The sequence below is a fragment of the Pseudogemmobacter faecipullorum genome (assembly GCF_020539525.1).
Lineage (GTDB): Bacteria > Pseudomonadota > Alphaproteobacteria > Rhodobacterales > Rhodobacteraceae > Pseudogemmobacter > Pseudogemmobacter faecipullorum.
The window spans coordinates 51,241-70,724 of the sequence record NZ_JACDXX010000001.1 but is presented as its reverse complement, the minus strand read 5'-3'; the positions used below and the strand labels follow the sequence as shown (position 1 = coordinate 70,724).

General features: G+C 64.0%; 16 protein-coding genes. 15 read left to right on the top strand and 1 reads right to left on the bottom strand.

The genetic code is table 11. The features are described 5' to 3' along the window. The first annotated feature begins 2 nt into the window (after positions 1-2). The 10 genes from H0485_RS00325 (at position 3) to H0485_RS00280 (ending at position 11,461) form a co-directional block, all read left to right on the top strand. Positions 3-1,073 (top strand): nucleotidyltransferase family protein, encoded by a 1,071-nt coding sequence (locus H0485_RS00325; RefSeq protein WP_226933324.1) that lies wholly within the window; start codon positions 3-5, stop codon positions 1,071-1,073. Beyond that, positions 1,070-2,335, top strand: coding sequence for a polysaccharide biosynthesis protein (locus H0485_RS00320; protein ID WP_226933323.1), 1,266 nt, complete (start codon positions 1,070-1,072; stop codon positions 2,333-2,335). Before H0485_RS00325 ends, H0485_RS00320 begins: the two co-directional genes overlap by 4 nt. An 11-nt stretch (positions 2,336-2,346) precedes the next feature. Then, positions 2,347-3,366: an N-acetylneuraminate synthase gene (gene neuB / locus H0485_RS00315; RefSeq protein WP_226933322.1), complete on the top strand. Its 1,020-nt coding sequence runs from the start codon at positions 2,347-2,349 to the stop codon at positions 3,364-3,366. Between the two features lie 7 nt (positions 3,367-3,373). Further along, complete coding sequence (locus H0485_RS00310; RefSeq protein ID WP_226933321.1) at positions 3,374-4,039, top strand: NeuD/PglB/VioB family sugar acetyltransferase; 666 nt, start codon at positions 3,374-3,376, stop codon at positions 4,037-4,039. Further along, positions 4,036-4,734 (top strand): acylneuraminate cytidylyltransferase family protein, encoded by a 699-nt coding sequence (locus H0485_RS00305; RefSeq protein WP_226933320.1) that lies wholly within the window; start codon positions 4,036-4,038, stop codon positions 4,732-4,734. The genes H0485_RS00310 and H0485_RS00305 overlap by 4 nt, the downstream gene beginning before the upstream one ends. A 43-nt stretch (positions 4,735-4,777) precedes the next feature. Further along, positions 4,778-5,761, top strand: a complete 984-nt coding sequence (locus H0485_RS00300) for a hypothetical protein (protein ID WP_226933319.1) — start codon at positions 4,778-4,780, stop codon at positions 5,759-5,761. A gap of 84 nt (positions 5,762-5,845) precedes the next feature. After that, complete coding sequence (gene neuC, locus H0485_RS00295) at positions 5,846-7,027, top strand: UDP-N-acetylglucosamine 2-epimerase (RefSeq protein ID WP_226933318.1); 1,182 nt, start codon at positions 5,846-5,848, stop codon at positions 7,025-7,027. Next, positions 7,020-7,703 carry a PIG-L deacetylase family protein gene (locus H0485_RS00290; protein WP_226933317.1) on the top strand — a complete coding sequence of 228 codons (684 nt, stop codon included), beginning with the start codon at positions 7,020-7,022 and terminating at the stop codon, positions 7,701-7,703. Before neuC ends, H0485_RS00290 begins: the two co-directional genes overlap by 8 nt. A gap of 21 nt (positions 7,704-7,724) precedes the next feature. Beyond that, positions 7,725-10,415: a CDP-glycerol glycerophosphotransferase family protein gene (locus H0485_RS00285; RefSeq protein WP_226933316.1), complete on the top strand. Its 2,691-nt coding sequence runs from the start codon at positions 7,725-7,727 to the stop codon at positions 10,413-10,415. 38 nt (positions 10,416-10,453) lie between these two features. Continuing rightward, positions 10,454-11,461 (top strand): Gfo/Idh/MocA family oxidoreductase, encoded by a 1,008-nt coding sequence (locus H0485_RS00280; protein WP_226933315.1) that lies wholly within the window; start codon positions 10,454-10,456, stop codon positions 11,459-11,461. 70 nt (positions 11,462-11,531) lie between these two features. On the opposite strand, the gene proS is transcribed toward H0485_RS00280, so the two are convergent. After that, positions 11,532-12,872 (bottom strand): proline--tRNA ligase, encoded by a 1,341-nt coding sequence (proS, locus tag H0485_RS00275; RefSeq protein WP_226933314.1) that lies wholly within the window; start codon positions 12,870-12,872, stop codon positions 11,532-11,534. A 388-nt stretch (positions 12,873-13,260) separates the two neighbouring features. On the opposite strand from proS, the gene H0485_RS00270 reads away from it, so the two are divergent. The 5 genes from H0485_RS00270 to H0485_RS00250 all read left to right on the top strand — a co-directional run bounded on the left by H0485_RS00270 (position 13,261) and on the right by H0485_RS00250 (position 19,463). Then, on the top strand, positions 13,261-14,379 hold the full coding sequence (locus tag H0485_RS00270) for an AI-2E family transporter (protein WP_226933313.1): 1,119 nt from the start codon (positions 13,261-13,263) through the stop codon (positions 14,377-14,379). Beyond that, a complete protein-coding gene (locus H0485_RS00265) occupies positions 14,376-15,053 on the top strand; it encodes a P-loop NTPase family protein (protein ID WP_226933312.1) in 678 nt (225 codons plus the stop codon). Before H0485_RS00270 ends, H0485_RS00265 begins: the two co-directional genes overlap by 4 nt. A gap of 68 nt (positions 15,054-15,121) precedes the next feature. Then, the gene (locus H0485_RS00260) at positions 15,122-17,326 is read left to right on the top strand and encodes an RNA degradosome polyphosphate kinase (RefSeq protein WP_226933311.1); all 2,205 of its coding nucleotides are present in this window, start codon (positions 15,122-15,124) and stop codon (positions 17,324-17,326) included. Positions 17,327-17,479: 153 nt separating this feature from the next. Next, positions 17,480-18,970 carry a Ppx/GppA family phosphatase gene (locus tag H0485_RS00255; protein ID WP_226933647.1) on the top strand — a complete coding sequence of 497 codons (1,491 nt, stop codon included), beginning with the start codon at positions 17,480-17,482 and terminating at the stop codon, positions 18,968-18,970. Next, positions 18,963-19,463 carry a GNAT family N-acetyltransferase gene (locus tag H0485_RS00250; RefSeq protein ID WP_226933310.1) on the top strand — a complete coding sequence of 167 codons (501 nt, stop codon included), beginning with the start codon at positions 18,963-18,965 and terminating at the stop codon, positions 19,461-19,463. Before H0485_RS00255 ends, H0485_RS00250 begins: the two co-directional genes overlap by 8 nt. Positions 19,464-19,484: the final 21 nt, after the last annotated feature.

Genomic DNA, 19,484 nt, shown 5'->3' with positions numbered 1-19,484 from the left:
GGATGAAGCTCAACGAATATCGTGGGCCGGCTCTTGATGCGATCCTCGCGCGCAGCGACGAGACAGTGCGGGTGGTGATCTCGCGCATGAATGCGGCAGGGCTGCGGCTGCTGCCGGTGGTGGACCGCGAGGGACGATTTGAGGGCGTGCTGGCAGATGGCGATGTGCGTCGTATGCTGGGGTCGGGCGGCGATGCCGGTGATCCGGTCTCGCGGGCGATGAACCGCAATCCGATCATCATTCATCAGGATCCCGGCGGCGACCGCGAGGTGCGCTCGGCCATGCTGCGGCGCGGGGTGGAATATCTGCCGCTGGTGATCGAGGGACGGGTGGTCGCGCTCTACTCGCTCTGGCTGACCTCAATCGCGCGTGAAATGACGGCAGTGGTCATGGCAGGCGGGCTGGGCCAGCGCCTTTCGCCCCTGACCGACTGCTGCCCCAAGCCGCTTCTGGATCTGGGCGGAAAGCCGATCCTCAGCCATATCATCGATCATCTGCGCGACCATGGTGTCAGCCGCTTCGTGCTGTCGCTGAATTATCTCGCCGATATGTTCGTCGACCATTATGGCGATGGTTCGTCGCATGACATTGCCATGTCCTATGTGCGCGAGACCAGCCGTCTGGGCACCGGTGGCGCGCTGAGCCTGATTGATCCTGATACGCTCTCGGACCCGTTCCTCTGCCTCAATGGCGATCTCCTGAATGATCTCGACCTGCCCAGCCTGCTGGCCGGGCATCAGGCCGGTGGCTGGGAGGCGACAATGGTCACGCGCACCCATGGCTATACCGTGCCCTATGGTGTGGTGCGCATAGGCGAGGACGGGACGTTTAACGGCTCGGATGAAAAGCCGACGCTGCAGTTTCCGATCAATGCCGGCATCTACATGCTGTCGAAATCGGTGCTGAAAGACGTGCCGAAAGGGGTGTTTTTCGACATGCCCTGCCTGTTTGAAAGCCTGCGCCAGCAGGGACGCCCTGTCGGTACTTATCAGCATGAGGGGCGCTGGATTGATATCGGCACCATCTCTGAGCTGACCCGGGCCCGTAAAATCTTTGAGGATCCCATCGGATGACGGAACATTTCCCCGCTTTTCCCGTGGATTTCCGTCATGATGCGCTCGACAGCCGGATCGTCGGCCGCAGCGAAAGCTATTTCGCCAGCGATATGCTGGCCGCCAGTGATGAGATCAGTGCTCTGGTGCGCGGCAGGCGCCTGCTGGTCATCGGCGGTGCGGGCTCGATCGGTTTTCAGACCCTCGCCACCCTGGCGCAGTTTGAGCCGGCGGTGCTGCATGTCATTGATCACAATGAAAACGGTCTGGCGGAAGTGGTGCGCCGCATCCGCTCAGCGCCGCGTCCGCCAAAGATCGGTGATCTGCTGACCCTGCCATTCGATTATGGCGGCGCGCCCTTCCGGCTGTGGTTTAAGGCCCGCAGCGCCGATTATGATCTGGTGCTGAACTTTGCCGCGCTGAAACATGTGCGTTCGGAAAAGGATCCCTATTCGATCCTTGCCATGCTTGAGACCAATCTGATGCGGCTCGATACCCTGGCGCAGCTGATCGCGCAGTCGCCGGGCACGCAGCGGCTGTTCTGTGTTTCGACCGATAAGGCGGCCAATCCCTCGTCGATGATGGGGGCGACCAAGCGGCTGATGGAACATGCTTTGTTTTCCCCGGCGGTGAACTGGGCGCCGGAGCTGGGGATCGCCTCGGCACGCTTTGCCAATGTGGCTTTGTCGAATGGCTCGCTGCTGCAGTCCTGGCAGATCCGGCTCGCGCTGCGCCAGCCGATGGCCTGCCCCGAGAACACCCGGCGTTTCTTTGTCACTTTGCCGGAATCCGGTCATCTGTGCACCCTTGCGGCTTTGCTGGGCGAAGATCGTTCGGTGATGGTGCCGACGCTGGATCCGGCCCGGCATCTGGTGCTGCTTGAGGATGTGGCTATGGCCTTTCTGCAAAGCCAGGGCCTGACGCCCTTCTTCACCCGCGATGAGGATGAGGCGCGGCTTTCGGTTGAGCGCCTGCTGGCCGAAGGCAAATATCCGATGCTGCTGACGCCGCTCGATACCGCAGGCGAGAAACCCTATGAGGAATTTGTCGGCAAGGGCGAGCAGGAGCTGCCGACCCGCTTCGCCTCGCTGAACCATGTGCCCTATATCCCGCCCGAAGATCCGGCCTCGCTGCCAGGGCTGATCGCCGGATTGCGGCAGATCCTGGCCTCGGATGGTGAGACCCTGTCGATCGACCGGCTGAAAGAGATGATCGCAGGCGTTGAGGCCGGGTTTCGCGACAGTCATGTCGCCTCGGCCAAATCGCTGGATCAGCGGATCTGAAGGGGCGGGATATGCAGGAAAAACGCTGTAAGATCATCGCAGAGATCGGGGTCAATCATAATGGTGACCCAGATCTGGGGCTGCAGCTGATTGATGTGGCCGCCGAAGCCGGGGCGGATGCGGTAAAGTTTCAGACCTTCTTTGCCGAAGAGCTGGTGACGCGCTCGGCGCGCAAAGCCGCCTATCAGGTCGCCAATACCGGCAGCGATGATGGCCAGTTTGCCATGCTGAAGGCGCTGGAACTGTCCGAGGCCGATTTCGCGGCGATGAAAGCGCATTGCCGGAAGCGCGGCATTGAATTTATGTCGACCCCCTTCAGCGAGGCGGCGGCCGATCTGCTCGAACGGGTGGGGGTGGATTGCTATAAGGTCAGCTCGGGCGATCTGACCCATCTGCCGCTGCTGCGCCATCTGGCCCGCAAGGGCAAGCCGGTGATCCTCTCCTCTGGCATGGCGGTGATTTCCGAGGTTGAGGAGGCGGTCGAGGCAATCCGGGGCGCGGGCAACGACCAGATCTCGATCCTGCATTGCGTCTCAAATTACCCGGCCGCGCCGGAAGACTGCAATCTGCGCGCCATTGATACTCTGCGCGCGGTCTTCGCGCTGCCGGTCGGCTGGTCTGATCACACCATGGGCCCGGCCATCTCATGGGCGGCAGTGGCGCGGGGCGCGGAGATTATCGAAAAACATATCACTTTGTCGCAGGATCTGCCGGGGCCGGATCACCGCGCCTCGAGCGAACCCGCTGATTTCGCTGATTTTGTCGCAGGGATCCGGGCGATTGAACGGGCGCTTGGCTCTGGGGTGAAACAGCCCTCTGCGGCGGAACGCGAGACCGCCAAAGTCGGGCGGCGCTCGATTGCTCTGCGCCGGGATCTGGCGGCGGGCGCGGTGCTGCGGCCGGAAGATCTGGCCATTCTGCGCCCTGGCACCGGTCTGCACCCGCGCGAGCTGGAGCGGGTGACCGGGCGGCGCCTGAAGCATGGCCTGGCGGAAGGCAGCCCGCTGAGCCTGGCAGATCTGCATGACTGAGTGCGGTATGGGGCGCGGTCTGATCCTGATCGGGGCAGGCGGCCATGCCAAAGTGGTCGCCGAAGCGGCCCGGCTCAGCGGCTGGACGATCCAGGGTCATGTTGCGCCTGAGGCAGGCGCGGCTGAGTGGTTCGGCCCCTGGCTTGGCGGCGATGACATTCTCGGCGATGACCCTTTCCGGGCGCTGCTGGCCGGGGGCAGCGCCATGGCTTTGTCGATGGGCTTTGTCGATCAGCGCGGCGCGGCGCGGCGGGCCGGGGTTCTGGCGCGGTTGCGCCAGACCGGCGCCGATCTGCCGGTGATCAGCCATCCGGCGGCGGTCATTTCAGCCTCGGCCAGCATCGGTGCGGGCAGTTTCATCGCTGCGGGCGCGGTGGTCAGTGCCGCGGCACGGCTCGGGCCGGCTACGATCATGAACAGCCAGAGTCTGTGCGAGCATGACAGCAGCACCGGCGAAAATTGCCACATCGCCAGCGGGGCCAGGCTGACCGGCGGGGTCGGGCTGGGCCGCGACGTGCTGATCGGGGCCGGAGCCGTTTTGCGCCAGGGCATCCGCATTGGCGCGGGCGCGCTGGTCGGGGCGGGGGCCGTGGTGCTGCGCGATGTCCCCCCCGGCGCCATGGTCACCGGGGTGCCCGCTATGGTCAGATCTGCCGGAGGGAACAGCGAATGACGACCGTCTGCACAATCTGCGCCCGGGGCGGCTCGGTCGGGGTGCCGCGTAAGAATATCCGGCTTTTGCGCGGCAGGCCGCTGATCGCGCATACGATTGAACAGGCCCTGGCCTGTCCGGAAATTGACCGGGTGTTTTTCTCGACCGATGATCCCGAGATCGCGGAGATTGCCGCAGCCTGTGGCGCAGAGGTGCCCTGTCTGCGCCCGGCCGAGCTGGCCACATCGCAGGCCGGCAAGCTGCCGGTGATCGAGCATCTGGTCGCCCATGTTGAGACGGGCGGGCTGCAGATCGACCGGGTTGTCGATCTGGATCCGACCTCTCCTTTGCGCCGGGTTTCGGATATTTCGGCGGCGATTGCGATGCTGGATGATCAGACCGATGTGGTGATCACCGGCTATCACGCTGATAAAAATCCCTATTTCAATATGGTCGAGCAGCGGCTGGATGGCTGTGTGCAGATGGTGAAAACCGCGCCCGACGGCCAGCGGGTGCTGTCACGCCAGGCGGCACCGCCGGTCTGGGCGATGAATGGCTCGGTCTATGTCTGGCATCGCGCCACCCTGTCTTACGGGGTCTGGTCCGGCCGGGTGCGGCTTTACGATATGCCGCGCGAACGCTCGGTCGATATCGACAGTGAGATCGATTTCCGCCTGGTCGAGATGCTGATGCAAGAGGCGGCAGCAGCGGGCTGAGGCGACGTAAAAAGTAACCCTGATACAAGGGAGGCAGGCAAGCGTGCGGAGAGACAGCGGGCAGACCAGCGCCAGTGTGGTGCTGATGGGATGTGGCAATATCGGCTTTCGCCATCTTCAGGCCCTGGCCTCAATGGCGATTCCGGTGCAGATTTTTATCATCGAGCCGGTGCTGGCGCTGCATCCGCGCATTCAGGCGCTGATCGGGGAGGAAAGCGCAAAGGGGCGGCACCGTTTTGCCCTCGCTGCCTCGCTGGCCGAGGCCGGGGTTCCGGCAGAGGTCGGGCTGGCAGTGATCGCGACCGGCAGCCTGCATCGCCGCGCCGCCTGGGAGGATTTATGCGCCGTGACCCGCCCCGCTGCGGTGATCTTTGAAAAAGTGCTGTTCACCACTTTGCGCGATCTCGATGAGGTCGGGGCCCGGCTCGCCCGGCAGGGGATCGCGGGCTATGTGAACTGCGGCCGTCGTGGCTTTGCCGATTATCACCGGCTGCAGGCGCGTTTTGCCAGCACCGGCATCCCGGTCGATCTGGCGGTTGCGGGCAGCAGCTATGGCCTTGCCTCAAACCTCGTGCATTTCCTCGATCTGGCCGAGTTTCTGAACCAGGCCGAGCTGGTCTCGCTGGATTTCTCGGGGCTGGAGCCTGCGACTGTCAGCTCAAAACGTGGTGATTACATCGAGATTTTCGGCCGGGTTGAGGGCAGGCTCAGCAATGGGGCCCGGTTCAGTGCTTTCTGCGAAAACCGTGAGGGGCTGGAGATCGGCGTGACTCTGCAGCCGCAGGGCGGCGCGGTGCTCAGGCTTGATGAACGGGCCGGAACTCTGAGCGAGGCAGGAGCGGTCACGCCCTTTGGCATCCGCTTCGTCTCGGGCATGCCCGATCTCTATGAGGGGCTGTTTCAGGGCCGGGGCAGCGCGCTGACCCCCTATGCGGCTTCGGCGCGTCAGCACCGGATCTATCTGAACGCTTTGCGCCCCTGGCTGGGCTTGTCGAATGCCACAGATGACCCCTGTCCGGTCAGCTAGCGCCGGGGCGAAGCCGGGCCTGAGACTGCGCGCGCGCGCCCGAGGCCGATGACGATCTGACAAGAATGACCCCGGAGACCAGCGATGCAAGCAGCCAAAAAGATCCATATCCTGACCGGCATCCGCTCGGAATATGACATTCTGGCCCCGGTGATCGGGGCGATAAATGACACGCCGGGGCTGGAGGCCGGGGTGATTGTCACCGGCGCGCATCTGGGCGCGCGCCACGGCTATTCGGTGCGCCAGATCGAGGCGGACGGGTTTAACATCGTGGCGCGGATCGATTCGCTTCTGGCCTCGGATGGTCTGGCGGGACGGGTGAAGGGCCTGGGGCTGCAGCTGGCGGGCATGACCGATCTTTTCGCGATGAACCGGCCCGATATGCTGGTGGTGATGGGCGACCGCGAAGAGCCGATGGCGGGGGCCATTGCCGCCAGCTATCACCATATCCCTATCGTACATATCGGCGGCGGTGATCATGCCGAGGATGGCAATGTCGATAACCCGATCCGGCATGCGGTCTCGAAGCTGGCGCATCTGCATATGGCGACCACCGAACTTTCGGGCCGACGCCTGCGCGCTCTGGGTGAGGAGGCCTGGCGGATCAATGTGGTGGGGGCAAGCGGTCTCGACCGGCTGATCTCGACGCCGGTGATGACCCGGGCCGAGCTGGATGCGGCGCTTGGTGCGGGCTGGGCGGGGGCGCCCTATGTGGTTTTGCTCTACCATCCCACCATCACCGATTTCGATGCGGCTTCGGCCCATATCCAGGCGATTGCAAAGGTGCTGAGCGAGAGCGGGCTGCGGGTGGCGGCGATGGCCCCGAATACCGATCCGGGCTCGGATGCGGTGCAGGCCGGGCTGAACCAGCTGGCGCGCGACTGTGACCGGGTGAAGCTGTTTACCTTCCTGGAGCGCCGGGTCTTTGTGAATTTGCTGCGCCATGCGACAGCGATGATCGGCAATTCCTCGGCCGGGATCCTTGAGGCGCCGACGCTGGGCCTGCCGGTGGTCAATATCGGCCGCCGCCAGCGCGACCGCGAACATGCGCAGAATGTGATCTTCACCGGCTATGATCCGGCTGAAATCGCGGCGGCGCTGAACCGGGCCAGTTCGGACCAGGCCTTTCGTGACCGGGTGGCCTGCTGTGACACCCCTTACGGCGATGGCAAGGCCAGCCGCCGCATCGCCGATATTCTGCGCGACAGCCCGGTCGATGCGCGGCTGCTGCATAAACGTTTCGTAATGGGGGATAGCGATGTTTGATCCGGCTGCAGGCGGTCCGGTCCTGGTGATCGCGCCCCATCCCGATGATGAAACCCTGGGCGCGGGCGGGCTGTTGCTGCGCGCGGCCGCCGCGGGGCGGGCGATCCATTGGCTGATCGTCACCACGATGCGCCCCGAAGAGGGCTGGCCCGCCGGGCGGATTGCAAAGCGCGACCGCGAGATTGCCGCCGTGGCCGCGGATTACGGCTTTGCCGCGGTGCACCGGCTCGGCCTGCCGACAGCGCGGCTCGATACCCTGCCGCTGGGCGATGTGGTGGCGGCTCTGGGCCAGGTGGTGGCCGAAGTACAGCCCGAGGTTATTTTGCTGCCGCACCGGGGCGATGCGCATAGCGATCACCAGGTGGTGCATGATGCCGGTGCGGCCTGTTCAAAATGGTTCCGCTATCCTTCGGTGCGCTGGACGCTCGTCTATGAGACCCTGTCGGAAACCGATGCCGGGCTGCAGCAGGCTCCGGCCTTCCGCCCCGATCTTTTTGTCGACATCTCGGGCCAGCTCGAGCGTAAACTGGCCATGACGCGGCATTTTGACGGAGAATTTCACGCCTTTCCCTTCCCGCGCAGCGAAACCGCTCTGCGCGCCCAGGCCCAGCTGCGGGGGGCGGCCTCGGGATCAGAAGCGGCAGAGGCGTTTATGATTTTGCGCGGACGGGTTTAAGCCCGATCAGGAGGGATGAGTGTGACACTGGCAATCCGCAAAAACCTGCGTCTCGCGGCGATGATGAAACAGGCGGGCAGCGGCCCTCTGCTCGGCGGGGCCAGATCGGTGCTGCGCCGGGGGCTGCGCCGTGTGCTGCCCGAGGATCTGCGCCGCCGCCTGCTGCTGCGCCGCCAGGCCAGGGCCGACAGCCGTAGTTTTGAGGCCGGAAACTCCTGGTTCTGGAGCCATAGCAACGCGCATCGCTGGCCCGAAATCGAGGACCGGATTTTTGTGCTCGCGGCACAGGATAATCCGCAGCTGCTGCGGGATTTTGTCGGCAAAACGCTGAAGCATTATTCTGCGGTGCATTGCATGGCGCTGTCGCTGATGGCCCGCTCTGGTCTGGTCCGCGCCATGCTGCGCGACGCGCTGCTGAGCGCGGATCTGAGCGCCAGTGGCGAGCTGAGCCGGCGTATGCGGCAATCGACAGCGTTTTGCGCTGATGTCATGGCGGCGGTGGCTTTCCTGCTGAGCGAGGAAGAGCGGCGCGGCTATGAGAAGCTGGCGCGGGCCTGCCTGCCGCGCGATCGCGCCGCTTTCAACCGGCTGCTGGATGCTCAGGCCATGGTGCTGTCTGACGCGCCGCTGCCCGAGACCGGCACCGTTGATCTGGCGCCCTCGCGGCGCCCGGCGCAGCACCGGCTGATCTTTACCGACGGGCTGACCGATATGCGCCGGCTTTCGCTGCTGTTCGAGGGCGCAGACAAAGTCACCCTGATCGCGCCCGCCAATCTCTACGGTCGCAGCAGTGCCATCGAGGATCTGGCGCTGCATGCGCGCCCCGCTGAGATTATCGTGGCCCATGCGCGCAGCCGGATCACCCGTTTCTCGCGGCAATATCATGCGCTCCATGAGGAGACCTGGCGCGCCGCCGAGGAGATTTTGACCGCGATGGAGGAGCTGACCGGGGCCGCCCTGCAGGAGGCCCGGCCCTATGCGACCCTGCAGCTGGCCGATACTTTGTTCTTCCCCGCGCTGCAGTTTGCCGCAGTAGAGGATTACCTGCAGGCGCCAGAGTTTGATCAGATCATCATCGCCTCGCAGGAGGTGAAAAGCACGGCGTCACTGCTGCGCTATTTCGCCTCTGTGCCCGGGCTGACCGAGGATCCGCGCCTTGAATTCGTGACACTGCAGGACCAGGCGGCCCGGCGGTCGGCTTTGCGTGAGCAGGTCAGCCAGGCCTTTGCGCCGCCTGAGACCGAACTTGCAGCGGTTGAGTTTCCCCGCCTGCGCCGCGGTGCCTCGGGGGCGGGGTTCATGGCAGAGATGGCCGCAGATCTGCAGGAATCTATCGCCCAGATGCGCCGCTTTCCGGCGACAGAGGCGGCGGGAAAGCCTCGTATTCTTTATATTTCCACCGCAGTGGCGGCCTATAACAGCTCTTCGGCCGCCTGGCTGGCGATGCTCGATCGCCATTACACCCAGCTGACCGGCTTTGTGGGCAAGGATCTGCGGGCTTTCTTTGCCAGTGCTTCGGCGGGCGAGATGCCGGCGGCCGCCCGGGTTCAGCTGCTGGCCGAGCCTGAGGCCAGTCATGACCTGCTGAGCTCTATGGCCCAGGCCCTGCTCGACCAGGTGCGCCGGCGCATGATCCGCGAGGGGCGCAGCCCGCATGTGGTGAAAGTGCTGGAAGATAATGCGGCCATGATCGAGATGAAGGCCCTGCTCGGCAGCTATCGCCACTGGTTTATGCTGCGTGGCTGGCTGCAGCTGATGTGCGATGAGGGGCGTCCGCCGCAGGCAGTGGTCATCTCGCCTTTCAGACCGGCCTTTGCCGCCATGGCGGCGGCGGCGGCCCGGCATTTTGGCATTCCAAGCCTTGCGCTTGAGCCGCATGGGCTGAACGGGGCCTATTGCCGCTACTGCAAAATCCCGACGGATCGTTATGGGGTGATCTCGGGCTATTTCCGTCAGGCGGCCGAGAAAGATTTCGGTGTCCCGGCAGAGCGGGTGGATGTCATCGGTGCCCCGCGTCTGACCCTCGAGCCGGGCCGCGATCCTGTGGCGGCGCAGCAGGCGGCCCGTCTGGCGCTGGCCGGGAAAAACCCTGGCCTGAGTTTTGCGCCGGACCGGATCAGCGTCACCTTCTTTTCGCAACCCTCGCATCAGGCACAGATGGCCGAAGTCTGGCAGAGCGTGGTCACGGCCTGTGCCGCCCTGCCGGGGATTTCGATTTTGCTGAAGCTTCATCCCGAAGAGGGTTCAGCCCGGGCCGATATGTTTCTGTCAATCGCCGCCGCAGCGGGGCTGTCGGATCGTCTGCACCTGATCAGCGGCGGCGCGACTGAGGCGATCGAGGCCTCGGATCTGGTGCTGACCTGCTATAGTGCGACCGCCACCGAGGCCGCGATCATGGGCAAGCCGGTGTTCTGCATCGCCAGCGGTGCCGAGAATTACCCGCTGAACCAGAATGAGGTTTATGGCGGCCCGCTCTACCGGGATGCGCCAAGCCTGAAGGCGGCGCTTGCGGCCTTTCTGGAAGATCCCGGCCCGGCGCGCCGCAGTGTCGCGCGCTTTGTTGCCGAAGAGCCGCAGTTTGTGACCGGGCCGGAAGAGCCGCTGATCGCCTCGGTCGACAAATTGCTGAACAGCGCCGGGGCTTTGCGTCCTGCGGCGGAATTGCCAGAGCGGCTGGTGCTGGAAGGGCCGTTTGAGGTCTTCCGTATTTAACAGAGCCGTGCCCTCAGAAGGGCCGGGAGTGAGGCGAGATGAAAGATAGTGTCAGGTCAGCGCTGCCAGAGCGGATCTTGCTGATCGGGGCAGGGCAGATGGCGATTGATTACTCTAAGGTGCTGAAATCCCTGAACGTCGAGCCGGTGGTGCTGGGGCGGGGCGCGGAATCTGCCGCCCGGTTTGAGGCTGCGACCGGCCTTAAGGCCGGCAGCGGGCCATTGCCGGATCAGCTGGCGGCATTGCAGGCGCAGGGTACCGGCGCTCTGCCTGATCAGGCGATTGTCGCGGTGAATGCCCGCAATCTTGCCGCGGTCAGCGCCATGCTGCCAGGGCATGGTATCCGGCGGGTGCTGATCGAGAAACCTGCGGCGCTGGATCTGCGCGAGATGGCGGACCTGCTGCAGGCCATGCGGAGCGCGGGGGCGCGGGCCTGGGTGGCCTATAACCGGCGCTTCCTCGCCTCGGTGGCGGCGGCGGACCGGATCATCGCCGCAGATGGCGGGGCGCTCTCGGTATTCTTCAACTTTTCTGAACCGGCGCATCGCATTGCCGCTCTGGGCAAGCCCGCGCGCGAGCTGACAACCTGGTTTTATGGCAATTCAACCCATGTGGTTGATCTGGCGCTCTATTTCGCGGGTCTCCCGGCCTCGCTGCACTCTGCAGTGGCAGGGGGATCGGTGATTGACCCGCAGGCCGGGATTTTCACCGGTCATGGCATCAGCCGCTCGGGCTGTCACCTGGCCTGGCATGCCAACTGGATCGGGCCGGGGCGCTGGGGGGTAGAGGTGGTCACCCGCGCGCATCGGCTGATCTTCCAGCCGCTGGAGAAGCTGCGGCTGCAGAGCCATGCCAGCTTTGCCGAAACCGAGGTGGCGCTGGAGGATCACGAGGATCAGGCCTTCAAGCCCGGGCTGCTGGCGCAGACCCGCGCTTTCCTGAGCAGGCCACAGGATCCAAGACTGCTGCCGCTGGAGGATCATGCGGCGGTGATGCAGGCGCTGGAGGCAATGCGCAGCGGCCAGAGCTGGAGTGCCGCAAAGTGACAGAAAAAAGCCCCCTGTCGCGGCTGCGCAGGGGGCTTTCAGATCTCAGGGCCCGGGGGGCGTCGCCCGCTCAGCGGTGGGCGGCGTAGATCCCGACCAGTTTCGCTACCGCTGCCTCGGCCGTCAGCTCTTCGCTTTCCCCGCTGCGGCGCGAGGTCAGCTCGACCACGCCATTGGCCAGACCACGCGGGCCGACGGTGATGCGCCAGGGCAGGCCGATCAGATCCATCGTGGCGAATTTCGCGCCGGCGCGCTCATCGCGGTCGTCATAAAGCGGCTCAAGTCCCTGCTTCAGCAGCGCTTTCTCAAGTTCGGCGCAGGCCGCATCGGTCGCGGCATCGCCTTGTTTGAGATTGACGATGCCGACCGGGAAGGGGGTGACGCCCTCGGGCCAGATGATGCCCTTCTCGTCATGGCTGGCCTCGATGATCGCGCCGAGCAGGCGCGAGACGCCGATCCCGTGCGAGCCCATCTCGACCGGAACCTTATTGCCGTCTTTGGTCACGACAGTCGCGCCCATGGCCTCGGAATATTTGGTGCCGAAATAGAAAATCTGGCCAACCTCGATGCCGCGCCCGACCTTGCGGTGCTGGTCCGGGATCTGCTCGAACAGAGCCGCATCATGGGTCTCATCGGTACGGGCATAGAGGGTGGTGAATTCTTTGCACACGCCGAGAACCTCGTCGCGATTGTCGAAATCGACCTCACGATCGCCCAGTTTCAGCGCGGTGACGCGGTCGTCATAGAAGACCTCGCTCTCGCCGGTATTGGCGAGTACCAGGAATTCATGGGTGTCATCACCGCCGATCGGGCCACTGTCGGCACGCATCGGGATCGCGGTCAGGCCCATACGCTCATAGGTGCGCAGATAGCTGACCATATGGCGGTTATAGGCATGCAGCGCCGAAGCTTTATCGACGTCGAAATTATAGCCGTCCTTCATCAGGAATTCGCGCCCGCGCATCACGCCAAAGCGCGGGCGGGTCTCGTCGCGGAATTTCCACTGGATCTGGTAGAGCGTCAGCGGCAGGTCTTTGTAGCTGTTCACATGGGCGCGGAAGATGTCGGTGATCATCTCCTCATTGGTCGGCCCGAACAGCATATCGCGCTCATGGCGGTCTTTGATGCGCAGCATCTCGGCGCCGTAATCGTCGTAACGGCCAGATTCGCGCCACAGATCGGCGGGCTGCATGGTCGGCATCAGCACCGGGATATGGCCGGCGCGGATCTGCTCTTCATTGACGATCTGCTGGATGCGGTTCAGCACGCGCAGACCCAGCGGCAACCAGGAATAGATCCCGGCGGCCTGCTGTTTGATCATGCCCGCACGCAGCATGTAGCGGTGCGAAACGATCTGCGCCTCTTTCGGGTCTTCTTTCAGAACGGGCAGGAAATAGCGCGACAGACGCATGGTGGCCTCATGAGAGCAGGATTTGGCCAAACACCTAGCGCGCGGGGGCCTGCCGGGCAAGAGAAGCCTCAGCCTGGCGCCTATGCAGCGGCCGGATATGGGGCCAGGATGGGGGGATTCAGCCGGGATGCATTTTCATGACCTTCAGCCTTCCACTCTCCGGTCTCAGCCCGGGATCCGTGGCTTTTATGATTTTCCTGCTGACGCTGATCAGCGGCATGGCCGCCGGGCTGTGTTCGATACAGTGCCGTCGGGCAAACGGGTCAATGGCGCGACTATCACGGTCTCCACGGCTGGCCGTTTGATGACTGACGCTTTTCCCCTTCTGCCCTTGCGCCTGAGGCCGGGCCGGGCATTATCCTCGCGGTGAATTTGAACCGAGGTTGTGATGTCTGAGCCTGTCTGCAAGCCCGCCCCCGCCCCGCTGCGGCGGCCGTCAACCCTCGGGGCCCAGGCCAGATACTGGGGAATTGCGGCCCTGCTGGTGCTGCTGATGCTCTGGCTGCTCGGCGATGTGCTTTTGCCCTTCATCCTCGGCACTGCCATCGCCTATTTCCTTGATCCTATTGCTGATCGTCTGCAGCGCTGGGGGTTATCGCGGGTGAAGGCGACCACGGTGATCGCGCTTGGCGCGCTGCTGATATTTGTCGCCCTCGTGCTGGCGATCATTCCGACTTTGTTCAATCAGCTGACGGCGCTGGTCGAAGCTGCGCCCGAAATCTCCAAGCGGCTGCAGGGGTTCATGATGGAGCGCTTCCCGGATCTGGCCGATTCGACCTCGACCATGCGCCAGACCCTGGCCGAGATCGGTGAGACCATTAAGGCGCGCGGCGGCGAGCTGGCCAATGGGGTGATCACCACCGCCTTTGGCGCGGTCTCGATCGTGGTGTTCCTGCTGATCGTGCCGGTGGTCACATTCTATATGCTGCTCGACTGGGACAAGATGGTCGCCCGGGCCGATGCTCTGCTGCCGCGCCAGCATGCACCGGCGCTGCGCCAGATTTTCCGCGATATTGATGAGACGCTCGCGGGCTTTATTCGCGGCCAGTTCACCGTCTGCCTGGCGCTGGGGGCCTTTTACTCGGTGGCGCTGATGCTGGCCGGGCTGCAGTTCGGTCTGGTGGTGGGGGCGATTGCCGGGGCGATCACCTTCATCCCCTATGTCGGCGCCCTGGTGGGCGGCACTTTGGCGATTGGCCTCGCTCTGTTCCAGTTCTGGGGCGAATGGCTGCATATCGGGGTGATCGTGGCGATCTTTGCCGTGGGCCAGTTCCTGGAAGGCAATGTGCTGACGCCGAAACTGGTCGGCCAGTCGGTCGGGCTGCATCCGGTCTGGCTGCTGCTGGCGCTGGCGGCTTTCGGCTCGCTCTTTGGCTTTGTCGGCATGCTGGTGGCGGTGCCGGTGGCGGCGGTGATCGGGGTGCTGGTGCGTTTTGCGGTCGGCCAGTATCAGACCAGCACCTTGTTTCATGGCGATACTCCACCGCCAGAGGGCGGTGACTGGTGAGCCAGCAGCTGACCTTTGATCTGCCGCCGCGCGAGAATTTTACCCGGCGGCATTACATGGTCACCCCCGCAACTGCACTGCCGCTCGCCGTGATGGACGACTGGCGAAACTGGCCGGACGGCAAAATGGTTCTGACCGGGCCGGAAGGCTCGGGCAAAAGTCATCTGGCGGCGATCTGGGCGGCCGAGGCCGGGGCCATTCGCCTGCCGGCGCGCGAGCTGCCGCTGGCCGATCTGCCGGAACTGGCCGCGGCCGGGCGGGTGGCGGTGGAAAATGCCCAGGAGCTGGTCGGCTACCGCGCCGGCGAGGAGGCTTTGTTTCACCTGCATAATTTTCTGATCCCGGGCGGGCGGCTCCTGGTCACCGCTTCGGTCCCGCCGCGTGACTGGGGGCTGGTGCAGCCGGATCTGCTGTCGCGCCTGCAATCGGCCGGTCTGACCCGGATCGATCTGCCCGATGACCCTTTGCTGCAGGGCGTGCTGCATAAACTTTTCGCCGACCGCCAGCTGCAGCCCGCACCGCAGCTGATCCCCTGGCTGCTGGCGCGGATGCCGCGCTCTTTCGGCGCGGCGCGGCGGCTGGTGGCGCGGATGGATGAGCTGGCTCTGGCGCGGGGCACCGGGCCGGGGCTGCGCCTCGCCGCCGAAGTGCTCGAAGAAATGATATCGCCTTAGAAAAAACGTTACCAGTCTGTTACAAAAACTTCACACCCAAAACCGGATCGCGAACGTATATCCCCGCTATGACCCAGGCAGATTTTCTTAAGACCGCCATTCCCGCTCCGGTAGCGCTGCCTGATGTGGAGGTGGGCGGCCCGAGGCGGTTCTTCAACCGTGAGCTGAGCTGGCTGGCGTTTAACTGGCGGGTGCTGGAAGAAGCGGTCAATCCCGCCGTGCCCTTGCTGGAGCGGCTGCGCTTTCTGTCGATCTCGGCCACCAATATTGATGAATTCTACACCGTGCGGGTGGCCGGGCTGCGGGCCTTGAAACGCACCGGCAACAGCGTCATTTCTGAGGATGGCCGCACCCCCGCCGAACAGCTGGTGCTGATCGCCGCTGAGGCGCGGCGGCTGATGCAGGTGCAGCAGACCACGTTCAAGAAGCTGCGCAGCGAGATGGAGGGCGAGGGGATCATCCTGCTGACCCGCTCCAAGCTGACGGTGCGGGATCTGAAATTCCTTGAGGAGTATTTCCTCTCCAATGTCTTCCCGGTGCTGTCGCCGCTGGCGATTGATCCGGCGCATCCTTTCCCCTTCATCCCCAATACCGGTTTCTCGCTGGCGCTGGAGCTGGAGCGCACCACCGATAAACGTGTGCTGAACGCGCTGCTGCCGATCCCGCAGCAATTGTCGCGTTTCGTGCCACTGCCGGCGAAACCGGGCGAGAACCGTTTCCTGCCGCTCGAAGAGCTGCTGCTTTTGCATCTTGATATGCTGTTCCCGGGTTTCAGTGATCGCGGCCATTGCACCTTCCGGGTGCTGCGCGACAGCGATCTGGAGGTCGAGGAAGAGGCCGAGGATCTGGTGCGCGAATTTGAGACGGCGCTGAAGCGGCGGCGTCGCGGTGAGGTGATCCGGCTGAAAATTTCGGCCGGTGCCCCGCCTGAACTGCGCGCGCTGATCATGGAAGAGATCGATGCCGATGAGGATGAGGTGATTGAGGTGCGGGGTCTGATCGGGGTCTCGGATCTGAAAGACCTTGTGCTGAATTCGCGCCCCGATCTGCTCTGGCCGCCCTTCACCCCGCGTGTGCCCGAACGGCTGCGCGATCATGACGGCAATATTTTCGCCGCGATCAAGCAAAAGGATATGCTGCTGCATCATCCTTACGAAAGCTTTGACACGGTGATCCGCTTCCTCGAGCAGGCCGCGCGTGACCCCAATGTGCTGGCGATCAAACAGACGCTCTACCGCACCTCCTGGGACAGCCCGATTGTCTCGGCTTTGTGCGAGGCCGCCGAATCCGGTAAATCGGTGACTGCGCTGGTTGAGCTGAAGGCCCGGTTTGATGAGGCGGCGAATATCCGGCAGTCGCGCCGGCTCGAACGTGCCGGGGCGCATGTGGTTTACGGCTTTATGACGCTGAAGACCCATGCGAAAATCTCGACCGTGGTACGGCGCGAGGGCGACAGCCTTGTCACCTATACCCATTACGGCACCGGCAATTACCATCCGATCACTGCCCGGATTTACACCGATCTGTCCTTCTTCACCTGTGATGCGGCGCTGGGGCGCGATGCGACGCGGGTGTTTAATTATCTGTCGGGCTATGTGCAGCCCCAGGGGCTGGAAAACCTGGCAATCTCGCCGATCACCCTGAAGCCGCGCCTGCTTGAGCTGATCGCCGCCGAGGCGGAACATGCGCGCACAGGGCGCCCGGCCGAGATCTGGGCCAAGATGAACAGCCTGATCGACCCCGAGGTGATCGATGCGCTTTACGCAGCCAGCCAGGCCGGGGTGAAAATCAGCCTGGTGATCCGCGGCATCTGCGGGCTGCGCCCCGGGGTGCGGGGCCTGTCCGAGAATATCCGGGTCAAATCCATCGTCGGACGCTTCCTCGAACATTCGCGCATCGTCTGTTTCGGCAATGGCCATGGCCTGCCGGCCCAGCAGGCGCGGGTCTTCCTGTCTTCGGCTGACTGGATGGGGCGCAATCTGACACGCCGGGTCGAGACCCTGGTCGAGGCCAATAATCCGACGGTGAAAAGCCAGATCCTGTCGCAGATCATGGCGGCCAATCTGGCCGATGAGGCGCAGAGCTGGGTGCTGAGCCCGGATGGCCGCTACAGCCGTGATCTCAGGAGCAAACCGGCGGAAAGCCTGTTTAACTGCCACCGCTTCTTTATGGAAAACCCTTCGCTTTCGGGCCGGGGCACGGCGGCGGCGAAAGAAGCTCCGCGTATCCTGCATCTGCCGGGCGCTGGAACCGAGAAAGACTGCGCCGGCTAAGGCGCAGGCAAACCCCGGGGCGGCAGTCATCGGCCCGGGGCATGACTGGAACTACTGGCCGGAGTTGCCATGCAGCCTGAAGACACGATCCCCGCCTCGGCCAGCGAGCCATTCGCCTCGGAAGAGGAATCGCGGCTGGCCCGGCCATTGTTCATGGATAAGGACGCGCGGGCTTTGTCCAGGGTGGGCGTGGTCGATGTCGGTTCAAACTCGGTGCGGATGGTGGTCTTTGACGGCGCAGCCCGCAGCCCGGCCTATTTTTACAATGAAAAGATCATGTGCGGCCTCGGCAAAGGCCTGGCCGAGACCGGGGCGCTGAACCCCGAGGGGCGCAAACGTGCGCTGGCGGCGCTGAAGCGTTTTGCCCATCTCGCCCGCGGCATGGATGTGAACCCGATGATGGTGGTGGCCACCGCCGCGGTGCGGGAAGCCACAGACGGGCCTGATTTTCATGCCGAGGTTCTGCGTGAGACCGGGCTGCGCATTCATGTGATTGATGGCGATGAAGAGGCCCGGCTTTCGGCCCAGGGGGTGCTGCTGGGCCGGCCCGATGCCTCGGGCCTGGTCTGCGATATCGGCGGCAACTCGATGGAGCTGGCGCGGATCGGTGAGGGCAAGGTCGGCAAAAGGGTCTCAACCCGGCTGGGACCGTTCCGGCTGCAGCAGCTGCAGGGCGGGCCCCAAAAACGCCAGGCCCATATCGGCGCCGTGCTGAAAGAGGTGCAAAAAGAGATCCGCTCCGAACAGGAGCGGCTCTATCTGGTCGGCGGCTCGTGGCGGGTGATTGCCCGCCTGGATATGGAGCGGCGGAATTATCCGCTGCTGGTGCTGCATGAATACCGGATGACACCGGAAAGCGTGCTGGAAACGCTGGACTGGATTGCCAGCTCGGATACCGGCATTCTGCGGGCTGCAACCGGCACCTCTTCTGAGCGCATGGAGCTGGTGCCCTATGCCTGCGAAATGCTGCGCGAGCTGATCAGGGTGCTGAAGCCGAAAGAGATTGATGTGTCGGCCTATGGCATCCGGGAGGGGCTGCTCTATGAGCAGATGCCCGAAAGGCTGCGCGCCCGTGATCCGCTGATCGAGGCAGCGCGGATGACCGAGCGCCACCAGGCCCGCAGCCCGGGCTATGGCAAAAAGCTCTATGAGTTCATCCTGCCGCTGTTTGCCGATGCTGATGCAGACCGCAGGCGCCTGGTCAAAGCCTCCTGCCTGCTGCATGACACCACCTGGCGGGCCCATCCTGATTACCGGGCCGAGGCCTGTTTTGACAATGTGACCCGGGCCAATCTGGGTGGTCTGGATCATCCGGGCCGGGTGTTTATCGGTCTTGCGCTTCTGCACCGCTATAAGAACTCGCGCTCGGGCAGCCGGCTTGAGCCCCTGTTCCGTCTGCTCGATGACAGGGATCTGAAACAGGCCGAGGTGCTGGGCAAGGCGATGCGGTTCGGCGCGATGTTTGCCGTGGGCGATCCGGCGGCGGCCGGGCGGCTGAAATGGATGCCGAAGAAAAAGGTGCTGGGGCTGGAGCTGACCGAGCTGGGCGTCGACCTCTTTGGCGAAGTGGCACAAGCCCGCTTTGCCTCGCTGGCTGTCGCGCTGAAGGCCGAGACCAAAATCGGTCTCGCGGCTGATGGCTGAGCCGGTAATCCGCCCGGTCTGTGCCGGGGATGCCCCGGCGATTGTGGCGCTGTGGAATCCCTGGATCCTTGAGACCGCGGTTACCTTTAACCCCGCGCCGAAAGCCCCGGGAGATATCACGGCGCTGCTCGCGGCCCGGCAGGCGGCAGGGCATGGCTTCTATCTCGCCGAAGATGCTGCCGGCGATGTCCTGGGCTTTGCCGGCTACAGCCAGTTCCGCGCCGGCGAAGGCTATGCCCGCTCGATGGAGCATACGGTGATTCTGCGGCCCGGGGCGCGGGGCAGGGGCCTTGGCCGGGCGCTGATGCGCAGGCTCGAGGACCATGCCCGCGCCGCCGGCCATCATCTGATGATCGCCGGGGTCTCGGGCGAAAACCCCGCAGGCCGGGCTTTTCATGAGGCAATCGGCTATCAGCTCTGGGGCAGCATCCCCGGCGCCGGCTATAAATTCGGCCGCCATATGGATCTCTGGCTTCTCGGAAAAGTGCTCTGACAAATTTAGCTTTTCCGGGGT